12 protein-coding genes are annotated in these 14,907 nt (G+C 47.2%); 4 read left to right on the forward strand and 8 right to left on the reverse strand.

Going from position 1 to position 14,907, the window contains the following annotated elements; translation table 11 throughout:
• Positions 1-124: 124 nt before the first annotated feature.
• On the reverse strand, positions 125-964 hold the full coding sequence (locus AC58UX_RS04370) for an AraC family transcriptional regulator (protein WP_497249864.1): 840 nt from the start codon (positions 962-964) through the stop codon (positions 125-127).
• Positions 954-1,622 (reverse strand): TetR/AcrR family transcriptional regulator, encoded by a 669-nt coding sequence (locus AC58UX_RS04375; RefSeq protein ID WP_497249865.1) that lies wholly within the window; start codon positions 1,620-1,622, stop codon positions 954-956. Before AC58UX_RS04375 ends, AC58UX_RS04370 begins: the two co-directional genes overlap by 11 nt.
• A 142-nt stretch (positions 1,623-1,764) precedes the next feature.
• On the opposite strand from AC58UX_RS04375, the gene AC58UX_RS04380 reads away from it, so the two are divergent.
• Positions 1,765-3,264, forward strand: coding sequence for a DHA2 family efflux MFS transporter permease subunit (locus AC58UX_RS04380; protein WP_497249866.1), 1,500 nt, complete (start codon positions 1,765-1,767; stop codon positions 3,262-3,264).
• Positions 3,265-3,312: 48 nt separating this feature from the next.
• Here AC58UX_RS04380 and AC58UX_RS04385 read toward each other — a convergent pair whose 3' ends face one another.
• The 3 genes from AC58UX_RS04385 to AC58UX_RS04395 all read right to left on the reverse strand — a co-directional run bounded on the left by AC58UX_RS04385 (position 3,313) and on the right by AC58UX_RS04395 (position 9,457).
• The gene (locus AC58UX_RS04385) at positions 3,313-4,773 is read right to left on the reverse strand and encodes a stalk domain-containing protein (RefSeq protein ID WP_497249867.1); all 1,461 of its coding nucleotides are present in this window, start codon (positions 4,771-4,773) and stop codon (positions 3,313-3,315) included.
• 164 nt (positions 4,774-4,937) lie between these two features.
• Complete coding sequence (locus AC58UX_RS04390; protein WP_497249868.1) at positions 4,938-7,904, reverse strand: DEAD/DEAH box helicase; 2,967 nt, start codon at positions 7,902-7,904, stop codon at positions 4,938-4,940.
• Positions 7,901-9,457, reverse strand: a complete 1,557-nt coding sequence (locus tag AC58UX_RS04395) for a hypothetical protein (protein ID WP_497249869.1) — start codon at positions 9,455-9,457, stop codon at positions 7,901-7,903. Before AC58UX_RS04395 ends, AC58UX_RS04390 begins: the two co-directional genes overlap by 4 nt.
• Positions 9,458-9,631: 174 nt before the next feature.
• Between AC58UX_RS04395 and AC58UX_RS04400 the strand changes: the two genes are divergently transcribed.
• Complete coding sequence (locus AC58UX_RS04400) at positions 9,632-10,006, forward strand: hypothetical protein (RefSeq protein ID WP_497249870.1); 375 nt, start codon at positions 9,632-9,634, stop codon at positions 10,004-10,006.
• 82 nt (positions 10,007-10,088) lie between these two features.
• Here AC58UX_RS04400 and AC58UX_RS04405 read toward each other — a convergent pair whose 3' ends face one another.
• The 3 genes from AC58UX_RS04405 to AC58UX_RS04415 form a co-directional block, all read right to left on the reverse strand.
• Positions 10,089-10,880 (reverse strand): 3'-5' exonuclease, encoded by a 792-nt coding sequence (locus tag AC58UX_RS04405; RefSeq protein WP_497249871.1) that lies wholly within the window; start codon positions 10,878-10,880, stop codon positions 10,089-10,091.
• 50 nt (positions 10,881-10,930) lie between these two features.
• Complete coding sequence (locus AC58UX_RS04410) at positions 10,931-12,082, reverse strand: MFS transporter (protein WP_497249872.1); 1,152 nt, start codon at positions 12,080-12,082, stop codon at positions 10,931-10,933.
• A 95-nt stretch (positions 12,083-12,177) separates the two neighbouring features.
• Positions 12,178-12,966, reverse strand: a complete 789-nt coding sequence (locus AC58UX_RS04415; RefSeq protein WP_497249873.1) for an AraC family transcriptional regulator — start codon at positions 12,964-12,966, stop codon at positions 12,178-12,180.
• A 128-nt stretch (positions 12,967-13,094) separates the two neighbouring features.
• Between AC58UX_RS04415 and AC58UX_RS04420 the strand changes: the two genes are divergently transcribed.
• On the forward strand, positions 13,095-13,934 hold the full coding sequence (locus AC58UX_RS04420) for a phytanoyl-CoA dioxygenase family protein (protein WP_497249874.1): 840 nt from the start codon (positions 13,095-13,097) through the stop codon (positions 13,932-13,934).
• Between the two features lie 146 nt (positions 13,935-14,080).
• The gene (locus AC58UX_RS04425; RefSeq protein WP_497249875.1) at positions 14,081-14,893 is read left to right on the forward strand and encodes a glycosyltransferase family 2 protein; all 813 of its coding nucleotides are present in this window, start codon (positions 14,081-14,083) and stop codon (positions 14,891-14,893) included.
• Positions 14,894-14,907: the final 14 nt, after the last annotated feature.

Genomic DNA, 14,907 nt, shown 5'->3' on the forward strand with positions numbered 1-14,907 from the left:
TTACTAGCTTATGGTCTTTTATTTTATGGTTAGTGTATTGGTTTGCATCCATTTTTTGACTGAGCGAGCTCCTCGCATAAAAAAAGCCCTCCAGCATCCCAATAGGGAAGGCCAGAGGACCAACTCACCGCGGTCGCAACTCGCGAAAGGCCGTCGGCTTGAACCCCGTTTGTTCCTTGAACATACGGGAGAAGTAGGACAATTCCATGCCGAACGAGTCGGCAATTTGGGAAACATTCAGCTCCGTGGTCAGGAGCAAATCTTTTGCCTTTTCCGATCGGAGATGGTTCATATATTGAATCGGGGAGTAGCCCGTAAACTGTTTGAACGCATTGATAAAATAATTCGGATGATAATGAGCGAGCTGTGCCAACGTTTCAATCGAAACTTGCTCCGCCATATGCTGCTCCATGTAACGCAGAACACCGTTCATTTTCTCATGTGTCGGCGTTGTTGCTAGATTCAGTTTCACGGATGAATTGCCATCAATAAATTCGGCGATAAGTTCATGAACGATGCCAGTAACTCGGAGTTCGGCCGAGAGGGCATCACTTTTGCGATATTCGATCAATTTTTCAAACGTTCGTTGCAGTGCTGCTGGATCTTTAACGACAATCGAAGGGTTCGTATGCAAAATCTGAAAAAGATCCAAATCCCCGATTTTCGCTGTGAAATGGGACCAATACTTGCCGAAGGTATGATCACTAATCGTGCCATAAGCTTGATCGCTGCCAGCAGGAAGCAGGTAGAGCTCGCCAGGCTTGGGATAGTAGGTTTGATCACCGATTTTTACAAAGCCTTCGCCTTCCATTATAAAATACAGCCGATTTACCGGACATGCCGGGTTCTCGTCATTCCAGGCTCGCGACACTTTCGTGTACATCGCAAACTCGACATCAATTTGCGCTCTTGCAATATATTTTTTCCAGAACGTACGCTGACTATCATTCATATCAGATTTCATCGCGTGAGATACCCTTTACAAATAACCGACATATGCCTTCCGTAAATTGCTGTTTGGTGTAGCCGAGCACTTCTTTATGGTATAAATACGGCTCTGGAAAAAGTGAAATCAGAATCGTATTGACCGTTAAGGTGACATCAAATTCTTTGATCTCGCCTTGCTGGATGGACTTTTGAATCAGCGGAGCTAGAATGTTGTGGAGCCTGACAAAGAAAGGCTTTTTGTGAATACTGTAGCTGCGTTTATCCGCATGCATGGAAGATATAACGGACAAGAGCGCGACATTTTCATCAACGAAATCGATAATATCATGAATGCAGGCGGAAAGCTGCTCCAGCCCTGTACCAGTGGCATTAGCCGTTGCGTATTTCTCCTCAAGCGACTCAATAAAGCAAGTGGTCGTGGACTTGATTAAATCGCTGCACACCTCGCCAATATGCGTATAACGACGATACAAGGTGCCTTGGCCGACACCGGATTCCTTGGCAATTTGATGCATCGTAACAGATTCGATCTCATTCGTTTCCAGTAACGTGCGAGCTGCATTGAGGATGCGTCGGCGATATTCTGAATCCCGTTCACCTCTGCGGCTGTTAGGGGGAGTAGCCTCCTTCGCAGGCTCACAAAAAATAAAATTATGATCATCTGGGTGTATCATCTATTCGTCCTCCTGGTAGAGAGATCATCACAAAAAATTTATTTGACTTTGCGGACAATTGTCCGTAATATGAACTAGCGGACAATTGTCCTGTATATATTGTAACATGATGAGAGAGTGATTGTCTAAGGAGGAGTTTGCAATGAGTCAAACAGTTGTATCCGGCGGAGCAGAGCCGGAATTTAAGTTTACGAGCATTCTGGTGCCGCTAATCGCCATTATTTCAGGTATCTTCATGGTTATCCTCGACACGACAGCAATGAATGTTGCATTGTCCAAGTTGGTGGTTGACTTCAAAACAGATCTACCAACGATTCAATGGGCGGTAACTGGCTATATGCTGGCATCTGCTGCGGTAATTCCATTAGCGGGATGGTTATCTGACAGGTTTGGAGCGAAGAATGTCTTTTTAACCTCCGTATTTCTCTTTACGATTGCATCCCTTTTATGCGCGACACCGAACAGTGCTGAGATGCTGATCGTTTTCCGTGTCCTGCAAGGATTAGGCGGGGGCTTTGTGATGCCAGTCGCGATGGCTTATGTATATAGACTTAGTCCGCCAAGCAAAATCGGGCAAGTCATGGGTATGCTAGGCGTACCTATTTTGTTAGCGCCAGCTATTGGACCGATTCTATCCGGTTGGTTAGTTGAATACCATTCTTGGCATTGGATTTTTCTAATTAATTTGCCTGTCGGTATTTTTAGTTTGATTTTTGGCATTTGGAAATTACCTGTTGTCGCTCGTAAAAAAGTAGCGGGCTTTGACCTGCCAGGCATGATTCTGGGTCCAATTGCTTTCGCTTCGCTCTCCTATGGGATTTCGCAGGGGGCATCGGGTTGGACTTCGGATAAAGCGCTTGGTGGCATTATTATTGGTGCTGTTGCGCTCATTGCATTTATCATCGTTGAATTGAAAGCGAAAATTCCTTTGCTGGAGCTTCGCGTTTTCAAATCATTTGATTTTTCATTTAGTATATTCATTCAATGGGTGATCCAATTCTGTATGTTCAGCGCGATCTTCCTACTTCCACAGTTCTTGCAGCAGGCGCGTGGTTTTGGCGCTTTCGAGTCAGGGTTAACCACGTTCCCACAAGCCATTGCTTCCGGACTTATGATGCCGATCGGCGGTTATTTATTTGATAAAATCGGCGTGCGTTGGCTCGTTGTCATCGGACTTTCGCTAGTGTCAGGTGCCATTTTCCAATATTCCCACATGGATCTGGCTACACAAAGAACAGATCTTATTTTGCCGCTTGCGATGGCAGGTGCGGGTATGGGCCTCATGATGATGCCTATTAACTCCCATTTGATTCAAAAAGCTCCGCAAGATCTGGTCAGTCGCGTAACTTCGCTGACGAGTGCGATGCAACAAGTCATCTCCTCTTTCGGCGTTGCGATTGTGGTAACGATTCTTACGTCTCGTGTGACGACGTTGGTAACCGAACAGAAACTGCCAATGGGTACACCGGCAGATATGCAAAAATCCATGATATCCGTTGCACCTGATGCCTTCGGATACACTTTCAAATGCATGATGGTTATCGCGATGTGCGGTATCGTTCTCGGGTTGTTCCTGCGACGCGGCAAGCAAGCAGTGAACACGGAATCGCGTGCCGATGTAGCGTTAGAAGGAATGCATTAAGTTAAAAAGCTGCTCCCAAGATTTCTACTTGGGGCAGCTTTTTTTAGTTTAAGGTAATTTCACCGATGCACGATACAGCTTGCTGTTCCATGATACGGTGCTTTTGAGCGACTCGGCAACAAGGCGTAGCGGGACATACATCCGGCTGTCTGGCATGATTTGCAGTGGGACAGGTACAGATACAGATTTTCCATTTACTGAAGCAGTGGAGCTGCCATCTTGCAATTTCAACGTAATGCCAGCATTCGTAATTGTGGCAGTTCTTGAGGCAGCATCCCAAGAAAACTTGGCATTCATCGCGGTAATGAACGGACGAATCGGCACAACCGTCGTTTCCTTATCGATGAAGCCGCTAAAGTCCGAAATGTATTGTCCATTAATATCAATTTGCACTTTAGGCTTGTCCAGCTTGCGAACGACGAGCGCATTGCTGAGCTTACGACCTGGGTAAGTCATCATAGTGCCGTTCGCATACAGCCCTGAGCTGGAACCGCCATCCATATTCATGGCTTCTTTCAACCCCAGCGCATTCGAAATCGCAGCCAGCTCTGACAACGTTGCACTTGGCACGGTGCCCATCACAAGACGGTCAGAACTGTCGATCCCAACGAAGCTTCTAGCAGCGGAAGAATTGGTAACTTTAGGGTCCGTAAAACCATCGCGTTTCACATTGATATCCGAGGCGCCGTTTGTAACCAGCTTCGGACCTACGCCGATTGCGGAGAGCCATGTTTTGGCATCCAGATTACTGCCGCCTTCACCTTTGGCAATAATCTCCTTTGTGATTCTGTCTCCCACATCCAGGTTGGTTAATACGTTCGTCTTATTGTTAGCACTATTACCCACAAAAAGCACATATCCGCCATCCGGAACTTGCACGGAATCTTGTGTGATACGCGTGACAAGCCCATCGCTGATTACTACTTTGGTGCCATTCGGAAACCCAATCCAGCGTCCAAAATCCGGCGTATACCAGACAATCTGGTCGGTGCTCGCTGCTCCGTAATATTTGTTAATTCCCCATGGGGTGATCGTATAAGTCCCGCTGCCTTCACTCGTACGAATGGTAATGTCGAGATTGACGAACTGAATGTCCGGCACCTTATCTTTGTTCAGAAATAACGTCTGATTTTCCCCGGAATGCATAGGCTCACCCGACTTTAGCAGCGTCCCGTTCGGATAGCGAATGTAAGGATCAGACTCGTAAGCATTGAAAAAAGTTCCGTTTATCGCAGCGACGCCGTTCTCTCGCTCGACGATTGATTGCATGGCATCATCATGCCCGATTCCGCCATCGGCCAATGCAGGAACGAGCTCCAGTGTTGGGTCGGTGAGGTCAACAGACACAACGTTTACTGTGAAGTTTTTGCCTGCAGCATAAACTAATTTGGTAGAAGCATTAACGGATGATGAGTATGCAGCAGATGCTGGCGTTGGTGTACTACCTGCGAAAATAGCTGCGCTAAGAAGAAGGGAAGTCGCTGGAATTATGAGTTTCCTATGAAACATAAGTAGGGTCTCCTTTAGTAATTGGATGTCGAAAAATGATGAAATATATACAGTCTAGTATATCATTCGGAGGATATGTGATGTTTAAGACGCATGTCTTTGGTCAACATAGCAAAAAGGGCAGCCCCCACGTAGAATCCTCTACATGGAGACTGCCCTAATATTTACCAAGACTTCCGCAGCGTAAACAAATCCTGCAGCTCATCATTCGAAAGCTCCGTAATCCAGCCTTCGGAGGAGGAAATGACGTTGTCACTGAGGCTCATCTTACTCTCGAGCATCTCGTCGATCTTTTCTTCGAGCGTGCCGAGCGAAATGAACTTATGGACCTGCACGTTCCGCGTTTGGCCCATCCGATAAGCGCGGTCCGTCGCCTGGTTCTCGACCGCCGGGTTCCACCAGCGGTCGAAGTGGAACACATGGTTCGCCGCGGTCAAGTTCAATCCAACGCCGCCGGCTTTCAGCGACAGCACGAAAATATTCGGTCCATCGCCATCGGCGGCTTGGAACCGTTCAATCATGCGGTCGCGCTCTTGCTTCGGCGTGCTCCCGTTGAGGTAGAACACCGGCTCTCCGCGCTGCTTTGAGAGCACATCCGCCAGCATGCGGCCCATGCCCACATACTGCGTGAAGATCAAACACGAATCGCCCTCGTCGCGGAGCTCATCGACCATCGCAACAAGCCGCTCCAGCTTCGCGGAGCGCATCACTAAGGCTTCGCGGCCATCCTCGCTTTGCAGCATGTTCTCAGCCAGCTCCGCTTCCTTCGAGAGCAGCATCGGATGATCACACAGCTGCTTTAACTGTGTGAGAGCGCCGAGGATCGCGCCTTTGCGCTCCATGCCCTCGAGCTTCTTCATGCGCTCCATGAGATCCTTCACGGTCTGCTCATACATCGCACCTTGCTCGGCCGTCAAGTTGATATAGACCTTCATTTCCAGCTTATCTGGCAAATCGAGCTGGATGGCGGGATCTTTCTTTTTGCGGCGCAGCATGAAAGGTTTAACTAACTGCTGAAGCTGCGCTGTCCGTTCCGTATCCTGATGCTTCTCGATCGGATTTGCGAAACGAACTTGGAAGCCGCGCTGGTTTCCGAGGTAGCCGGGATTAAGGAAGTCATAGATCGACCACAGCTCTGATAAACGATTCTCAATCGGCGTACCCGTAAGGGCTATGCGATGAACAGCGTTTAACGAGCGAATCGCGGCGGATTGCTTGTTTTGGGCGTTTTTTATATTTTGCGCTTCATCCAGACAGAGGGAGCTCCACATGTACGGCTGGAGTGTTTCCTGATCCATCAGTGCTGTCGTGTAAGAAGTGAGGACAATATCCATACCTTGTAAAGCATCATCCAACGCACCGCCGCTCAAGCGACCTTTCCCATAATGCAGCATGACATTAAGCTCGGGAGCGAAGCGTGCAAGCTCCTTCTGCCAGTTGCCAAGCACGGAAGTAGGGCAAATTAATAATGCAGGCTGCTCAGAAAAGGGCTTGTGATGAAGTAAATACGTTATGAATTGGACCGTTTTTCCTAGGCCCATATCATCGGCTAAGCAAGCGCCAAGCCCGAACTTCCGTAAGTAACTCAGCCAAGTAAAGCCTTGATGCTGGTAGCTGCGAAGCTCGGCACGCAATCCTTGCGGCACGGGGATGAGTTCAAGATCGGTAGGCTGGCCCAGCTTCCGAATCATAGCCATCAGATGCTCATTCAGCTCAACTTCTAGCTGCAAGCGAGCTTCTTCTTCCGGATCGATCTCTTCCTGAGATTCGCCATCCCAGGAAGATTTGACCTTATCTCTTTCTAGCTCACTTAATAAATGAAGCTGGAAAATATCCTGCAGAGACAAGCCCTCGGCCGGATCAATGCTATCCATCAATCTCCGGATTTGATCTAAGAAAGCGGGGTCCAAATAGATCCATTGCCCACGGAAGCGAATAAGCCGTTCATTGCGGCTGAGCAGGCTGTTGAACTCTGCTTCGCTTAATTCAGAATCTCCGATAGCAATCCGCCAATCGAACCCCACGAGGGAGTTCATCCCGAATAAAGACTCGCTTTTACCACCGCCGCCAGCGCCTCCGCCAGCTTCCGCACTGACCTTGGCGCTCAGTCGAGGCTTACGTTTGGCGGCTGCTTCCCACCAGGCAGGGAGCATGACGTTCCAGCCATCCTCCAGCAAGATGCGACTGTCCTTGGTCAAGAACGTCCACGCTGAATCATCGCTCATCGGATGAGCAAGCAGCTCACCATCATCCGCCATGCGAGGTAGTGCTTCCAACAACCGCGTTACCCAACCGGGCGCGCGCTCCATGACAAAAGGGCTCCATTCTGATGCCCATGCACCCGAAGCCGTACCATCTACATGCAGGCGAATCGGCGTAAGCAGGGTGCTGTCCTGTTTATCCTGCAGAACAAGCCGCAGACGCCAATCGTCTTCGAGTTCATCAGGTTCAAGCAGCTGCAAGGCAGGGCGGAATGGGGCAAGGTCTGGGCGCCATCCCATGGCAGAGAGCCATTCATTTTCGGTAAAAGCTGCGGGAGAATCGTCCGCTGTATTCGACTTCCGAGCAGCGCTAAACAAGGCAGGGTAGTCTCGGCGCAAATCTGCCATGGCAGCCTCATCGGCATAATGGGCTTCTACAACCGCAGCTGAGAACGCAGCGCGTAATCCCTTCAAACCCTCGCCAAAAGCTTCCAAACTCTCAAGCTGGCCCCAATCTATTTCTGACAGTTCATCTGAATGACGATCCCAAGTCCAAACTAACTGACCTTGGCGGAAATCCTCGTAGCTCGGAATATACTGCCCTTTCTGCGCGGCTGCATAGAGGATCGGTGCTGTTTGGAGCATTTGTTGTGCGGATTCAGTGCCCATTTCCCAACTTACAATATCCATGAAGTTCGGTTCCGCAAAAAAGGGAAGCACTTGCTCGGCAGGGAGAATCGTTACGCCCAGTTCCCCGGCTTGTTGCGTCTCCAGCAGCGTGCCGTAGAGGGAAGGGGCATGCCAAGTGAAAAGCAGCTTACGGAAGTGGTCGCCGGAAACTTCTCTTCCATCTTTGAAGCCCCATAGCAAGGCATCCCCGTTATCTGTTAGGGACATACATAAGGATATTTCATGTAATTTCGTAGTCATTCTAACAGCTTTCCTTTCTTCAATTCTTCCTGCAAGGCGCGCAATCGGCTAAATCGACTGACGAATTGGGTGAAGAATGCTTCCCAGCGTTCGGGCTGCTTCATTTTTTTATATACTTTCTCCAAGCGTTTCAGCAGACGAACTGCTGATTTGTAGTCGTGACGGTTTTTGAGTCGCGTATAGTGTTCCACAGCCTGATGATAATAGGGGAGCAGCAGTTCTGGCGAGTCCTTCTCGATCGGCTGAAGCACGTTTACGCGGTGTGTGAAAGGGTCGTAGCCTTGGGCAATTTGCATTTCAATCCACAGCTTCCATTCGCGCCGCTCATAATACATCCCTTCGATGATGCGATAGGAAGCAGGTAGTAGTTCTTCTAAGGACGCCCACATGTGGACATCCGCGTCAGGTACATGAGCAATAGCGGCTTTCCAATAGGCAGCGTATGCTTCTAGTTCATAATGTCTTTTTCGGGTATAAAAAGATGTTAATCTTCGCAGCCAATGCACAATTTCACGCCAATCCTGCACATGTTCCAGATAGGCAAGGAGTGGAATGAACAGCAGCGATGGGGCTTCCTTGAAGGAAGCGTGTGAGGCAATCGCTTCCCAAGCTTCGCTCGACTTCGTTTGTTGAAGATAAAGATAAGCTCGTCCCGCACATAGGGAAAGAGATAATTCTGCAGCATCCATCGCTTCGAAAGCAGCTACCTCAGAAGCGATTAGACTTGCTTCTCGCGCAACCCCGAAAGCCCAAAACGTCGTAAACACCCGATAATGGTGCAAATTTTTGGGCGACTCAATCGCCATTTGGACACGAAGATAAGTCATAGTCTGTGAGAAGCGTTCCACATTCTGCTTACTATTCAACGATCCAGCCTCATCCTTCAGCCAATCATCGAGTTCATCACTCAGATTGAACACAGTTGCGGCGGTGTAGAACGTAACGCCAGCTTGTGCGTTCTGCTCAATAATTTTGCGGAGGATGAATAATCTCTGATGAAAATCGAAATAAGCTTGATCCGAGTCACTGAACGGAATTGGCGTTCGCTTGAGATTGGCGAGTTGTGTGCGCAGCAATTCTACATAGTTCCCTTGATCGTAGGATGGTTTGAGGTGATACGTATAATGCTCCATAAATTTGTGCCAGCCATCAACCGTCATCCCAGGTAACTGTTCCATGGTTGACACGTTAGAGGCCCCCGCGGCAACACGTTTCAATGCCATCTTGGCATTCATGATTTGTGATGCGGGATAGCCTTGTCGATCTGCAAGCTCCATTAAGGCTGCTGCAACATGTTTACAGCTCGTCTTAACTGGGCAGCTGCATGTGCTGGCTTTTAACTGATTAAGGTCGATTGCGACCATACATTTCTCGCCAAACTCTTCGACAACGGCGTTCACCTTCTTAATTTCGGTTGAAATGTTAAGTGACGTCACCATCTGTTGTTTATAAAAATGAAAGCCTCGGCTTAATGTAACCTCGTTATAATTTTCGGCCACATATTCGAGTAGTTTCGGCCATTGGTTATCATTCAGAACAGGTGTAGAAGACATGAGTGGACTCCTTTGGTTACGTACGATAGGAACATATGTCTCTATTATAAAATGTCGAGATCAACTTGTAAATTTTACTGGGCAATTTATATTTAAGCGAAGTGATCATCACTTGACATTAGATACTGTAATATTTATAATTACAGTATAAACATAGTGAAGGTGGCGAGGCGTATGTTGAACGTAGCAATTAGTGATTGGGTTGTCGCAACAACAAGTGAAGATGAATTGGTTCATGGGTATGTGGAAGCGATCGCTTGGCAGCACGGTATCGCCTTCGTTCATGTCATCGCTTCTGATCAAGATGAAATTATCGGACATCAGATTGAAGTGAAACTCTCTACGGTGAAACCTTTATCCATCAGCGGCTTGGACACAGAAGCTAGCATTCGGAGTTTGATCGACATCGCGTTATCGGTCAGAGACGAGAAGTGGTTCTTGGAACTTTCCACGAAATTGCTCAGCTTACAGTCGAATGGCGCTAAATCAGCCCAAGATCAAGTGATCCCTAGTATTTATCATAACCGACTAGGCGTGGATCAACTGTAATAAAAAAAGCCAATCTACACGATATCTTGCTTAGCAAGCATATTCGGTAGATTGGCTTTTCGTTTTTAGGGATACACTACTGCTACTGCGGAGTAGCCGTATTCCCTTTCGGTTTTGCCGGAGAAACACCCTTGGCCACTTCCGCGGCGAATAAGGTTTGCATTTCGGCGACTTTCTTGGCATCTGCGGTCTCGATCTTATCAGCGAAATATTTTTCCACAAACAGCTCCCAGGTTGGCACAATCTTTTGGGTCGTAATGGTTTTCACTGCTGTCTTGATCAGCCTGCGCTCTTTGGCATTCGTGTACATATCCACGTATTGCTGCTTGCGCTCGAAGTCTAGATCAGTGAAGATCGCGCGGAATACCTCGGCGGTCATTCGAGCATCGTCAAGGGCTCTATGCGCAGAGCCTTCAGCCACGATATTGAGATCTGCAAGTGCGGCTTCTACGCTGACGTCATTGGTTACCTTTTTGTAGCGAGTGAACCCCTTCAGTAAATCGAAATAGCTCACAGCCATCCAATAAGCGTCATCCAGCTTGTGCATGCGCGTATCGAATACGATGCGTTTCAAGTCTTCACCGCCCCAAGTGAGCAACAGAAGCTCATCACTTGCGCTTAACCATGCTAAGAAATCGGTAATGACCTTGCGGAAGCCCTCGGCTTCGTCGATATCTTCTTGGGGAATGCCTGTTTTTTTCTTAATAAAAGCGTTGAGCTTGGAGAAATAGACTGGCTTAATCAAAGCTGAAAATTCATCTATTTGCTTTAGAGATGCGTCTAATCGCACAGCGCCGATCTCGATAACCTCCATCGGTAAATCACTGGCAAACTTTCGGCCGTTAAATTCGATGTCTAAAATAATGTAATCCATGTTGCAGGGCCCCCGTTTCATCGCTATCCTATCATATTAGCAGAAAATGCTTAGCTTGCCAGCTTTTGTTTCCGATAACCGGCAAGCAGCACGAGGCTAAATGCAAATCCAGAGAACGACATAACCGACACCCCAAAGTAGAGTTGCTGTCCGCCAAATGTTTGATAGAACCATCCTCCCAGATAGGAAGCGACAATTCCGGATATTCCGAAGAAAATAATTGCTAGCACGGTTTGTCCCGTTGCCCGCCATTCTTCAGGGACAATTTGATATAAATATTGAATCGCTGCTGAATAGAAAATAGGGAAAGTAAAGGTTTGAAGCAGCTGGATGGCGACAAGCATATGTGGGTCCGTCACCCAAGCGGTAATAAAGAATCGAAAGAAATAGAACAAGGCAGCGATTGAAATTAGCACTAATTCCTTGCCTTTGCGCAGCCACCAGAAGCTAAGTGCAAAGACTAGAATCTCACTACCCGCAGCCAAAAACCAAGCGATGCCGACGAGATGGTTGCTGCCGCCCATTTCACGAATGTATACCCCAAGGAACGTGTCATTGATCCGTTGCGGAACCGCACAAAGAAAGATCAGCACCATAAACCAAATGGTTTTACGATTTTCTAAGAAATTTCGAAGACTCCGTAGTGAAATCGGCTTTCCGGTCACAGGCGCATCAGGCAGCGCGAGACAAATGAGTAGAGAGACGATACCGAATCCTACGAAGAGGTACGCTAAGCTATGAATCCCGAAGTATTGTGCGGAATAGCCAACCACCAAGGACATCACCGCATACCCAACTGCACCAAAGGTACGAATAGAACCATAACTAGTACCTACAGCTTCCGCAGTTTGGAAATTAAGACTCTCAGTTAATGGATCTAGCGGCATTAAGAAAAAGTAGAGCAGCATCGTAAATAGGAGGAGAACGATAAAGCTTTTGGAGTCATATAGTAAAAATCCGATGATCGTCGAGAAGAACAGCAGGACGAGCATGACTTTTTTGATCGTTTTCGTTCGATCGCTAATCATCCCCCATAAGGGTTGAGAAAAAATAGCGATAAATCCTCCGGTTCCGATAATAAGACCGATTCGGGATGTGGACAACCCTTGTGCGTCTAAATAGACGGGCAGGAATGAAACGAATAGTGCGAGTAAAGCAAAATACATAAAGTTAAATGATCGTAACAAGTTGGATGAATTCATACTGACCTAACCTTCCGTGATGAACTAGCGCGATGCTGTCGTAAATGTACATTCTATCTCATGTTGTGTAAAAGATGCAAAAAAAATTATCGAGTTCACACCTCGGACGGATTCGTTCCTGTCACTTTTTTGAACTGACGGCTAAAGAAATATATGCTGCGATAGCCCAGCGCTTCCGCAACTTCACTTACATTCATACCGAGCTTCAGCAAATAAGTGGCGCGTTCAATTCTTTTTTGAATGAGATAGGACTCAATCGTTTGTCCCATAATTTCTTTGAATTTTAAGGAGAAATAGCGTGGGGACAGATGGGCTTCCTTCGCTAAATCCTGTATACGATGCTGACGGCCTGGATCCTGACGAATGTAGGCTGCGATATCCATCATCACCCGGTTCATCGAGCGTCTGGACGGGTCGCCAAGTGATTGGTGGACGGGTGCTTGACGTTCATATAGCAAGAGAATCAGTTTCAGCAGCGCGGCTGCTTCTTCCTCATGTCCATATGCTTCTGTTAGACGCACGTGAACGAATCGATCCAGGTAGCTTTCATGAAATTCTGCGGGATCAAAGTGAACGAAGGAGGGCAGTGACATGGGAACAGTAGAATCCCCTGCTTCGCTGAAATGAATGAAAGTAACGGTGAGCGGTCGCTCGGGATTATGCTTAGCACTCGACAGATCTCCTGGACGGAATAGGAAACAATCGCCTGAGCGCACAGGGTAAACCTTGCTATTTAAGGTGACCTCACCTTCGCCATCCCATACATACCAGAGATCGTAGTCTTGGAAGGGCTCGTTCTCGCGGCTCCATTTCCAATTCACTTCGCAATGTACCTTGCCATAATAGGGGTTGAGCAGCAGCTCTTGAGTTGCGAAAGCGGACATTTAGGTTCACTACTCCTTTATGTAAAATAGTGCAAATTATACTGCGTATTAATGCATTTATTTTAAGCTTTTTCGTTTCTATAATAAAGCTATAAATAGTCAAATTATTTAAACGGAGGGGTACCGTTATGGCAAAAACAGAACCAAGCTCTCAAACGCCAGAAGAAATATCAGCACAGCTTTATCGTTACGATCGTATCGCTGACAAAATAGCGGGATTTGCGAATTGGAACGAACAGCATCTTGCAAATTATGCGCAGGACGGTTACGCAGCGGTCGAGCATATATTAAATGAAGAAGAAATTCACACTGCCATTGAAGCGCTGAACGATCTTATTTTTAAAGATCATAAAGGGGCACAAATTCAATTCACGAAACCGAAGGGTGAGTTGAAATCCAATGAAGAGATCGAGAATGCGATACGTAAGCTAAACGATTTCGTTCAAGTAGATGAGCGACTGCGGGAGATTGCGGAGCATCCAGCGATTCTAGCTATGGTGCAAGATATTTTAGGAGAGACACCGCGGCTCGTTCAGAACATGGCCTTACTCAAGCCTCCGCATGGTGGAGGGGAGAAGCCGTGGCATCAAGATATGGCTTATGGGAACTTGGCGTATGAAAAAGCCGTTGTAGGAGTATGGATCGCGTTAGATGAAGCTGCGCTGGATAATGGTTGTATGCATGTTATCCCTGGTTCTCATGCTGATGGGGCGACGCCTCACTATGCGATACGAGATTGGCAGCTCTGTGATGCGCATGTACAAGTGGAAAGGGATGTTGCGGTTCCGTTAATGCCTGGCGGTATTCTATTGTTCCACGGGTTACTCAAGCACGGCACACCGTATAATTTATCGACGAAGAAACGTCGCGCGCTGCAGTTCCATTATGTCGGAGAATCTGCAGTTAAATTGACGCCGAAAGAGTATAAACGATTTTTTACCAATGAGATGAGCGGTGCTGAATGCTAGTCGAAAGTCCTCTTTCCGAAGTTCGGGAAGGGGACTTTTTTTGCACCATATCAAATTAAAATGAATACTTATATTATGGTCATTTTAGAAGATAAAGGGGCGAGTTGAAAGGGGGAAATGGGATGTCTTCGCTTATTTCAATAGTCATGCTTTCATGGAACGGATTGAAATTTACAAAAGAGTGTGTAGAAAGCATTTTACGCCATGCGGATGATAGTATTCAGATTCAGTTTGTGTTTGTAGATAATGGCTCAACGGATGGTACCCTGGAGTATTTACGGACAGTCCCTTCCTCTAAGCTCATATGCAATCAAGAAAATAAGGGGTTTGCTGCTGGGAATAACCAAGGAATCGTAGAAGCTGATGGGGATTACATTTGCTTGCTGAACAACGATACGGTCGTTACCGAGGGTTGGTTGGTTCGTTTGTTGGGCTGCCTTCAGAGGAACCCCAACATCGCAATTGTTGGTCCTCGTTCTAATAATGTCGCGTGGTCGCAGCTCGTCTACAATGTTCCATATAAGACATCTGCGGAGATGGAGGTTTTCGCCGCACATTGGTCGCTCCAGCATAAAGATACAGGCTTCTTCCCACATAAATTAATCGGGCATTGTATGCTTTTTCATAAAGATCTCATTGCCAAAATCGGCGGGTTGGACGAAAGGTTTTTTCCAGGTAATTATGAAGATGATGATTTCTGTTTGCGAGCCCGTGTCAGCGGTCAAATTCTGTGGGTAGCGAATGACGTTTATGTTCATCATTATGGAGGAAGTACGTTCCAAACGAACAAAACCAATTATTCAGCAAGCGCTTATTCGAATGCCGATCGGTTTTCTAAGAAATGGTCGTTAGGGATATCCGGGCTCGAGCTTGATCAGTTTGGATACAACCCCTCAGAGCTTGTAGAACGGGAAAAGCCATTTCGAATCGAACGACATTATATCCCTATTAAAAAATAGTTCTCATTGGATAA

It is taken from the genome of Paenibacillus sp. J22P90 (genome assembly GCF_059692195.1).

Excerpts from the sequence above, each read along its gene's own strand:
- AC58UX_RS04370 (WP_497249864.1), bottom strand. The coding sequence starts at position 964 with ATGAAATCTGATATGAATGATAGTCAGCGTACGTTCTGGAAAAAATAT.
- AC58UX_RS04400 (WP_497249870.1), top strand. The coding sequence starts at position 9,632 with ATGTTGAACGTAGCAATTAGTGATTGGGTTGTCGCAACAACAAGTGAA.
- AC58UX_RS04395 (WP_497249869.1), bottom strand. The coding sequence starts at position 9,457 with ATGTCTTCTACACCTGTTCTGAATGATAACCAATGGCCGAAACTACTC.
- AC58UX_RS04425 (WP_497249875.1), top strand. The coding sequence starts at position 14,081 with ATGCTTTCATGGAACGGATTGAAATTTACAAAAGAGTGTGTAGAAAGC.
- AC58UX_RS04380 (WP_497249866.1), top strand. The coding sequence starts at position 1,765 with ATGAGTCAAACAGTTGTATCCGGCGGAGCAGAGCCGGAATTTAAGTTT.
- AC58UX_RS04410 (WP_497249872.1), bottom strand. The coding sequence starts at position 12,082 with ATGAATTCATCCAACTTGTTACGATCATTTAACTTTATGTATTTTGCT.
- AC58UX_RS04415 (WP_497249873.1), bottom strand. The coding sequence starts at position 12,966 with ATGTCCGCTTTCGCAACTCAAGAGCTGCTGCTCAACCCCTATTATGGC.
- AC58UX_RS04390 (WP_497249868.1), bottom strand. The coding sequence starts at position 7,904 with ATGACTACGAAATTACATGAAATATCCTTATGTATGTCCCTAACAGAT.
- AC58UX_RS04420 (WP_497249874.1), top strand. The coding sequence starts at position 13,095 with ATGGCAAAAACAGAACCAAGCTCTCAAACGCCAGAAGAAATATCAGCA.
- AC58UX_RS04405 (WP_497249871.1), bottom strand. The coding sequence starts at position 10,880 with ATGGATTACATTATTTTAGACATCGAATTTAACGGCCGAAAGTTTGCC.
- AC58UX_RS04385 (WP_497249867.1), bottom strand. The coding sequence starts at position 4,773 with ATGTTTCATAGGAAACTCATAATTCCAGCGACTTCCCTTCTTCTTAGC.
- AC58UX_RS04375 (WP_497249865.1), bottom strand. The coding sequence starts at position 1,622 with ATGATACACCCAGATGATCATAATTTTATTTTTTGTGAGCCTGCGAAG.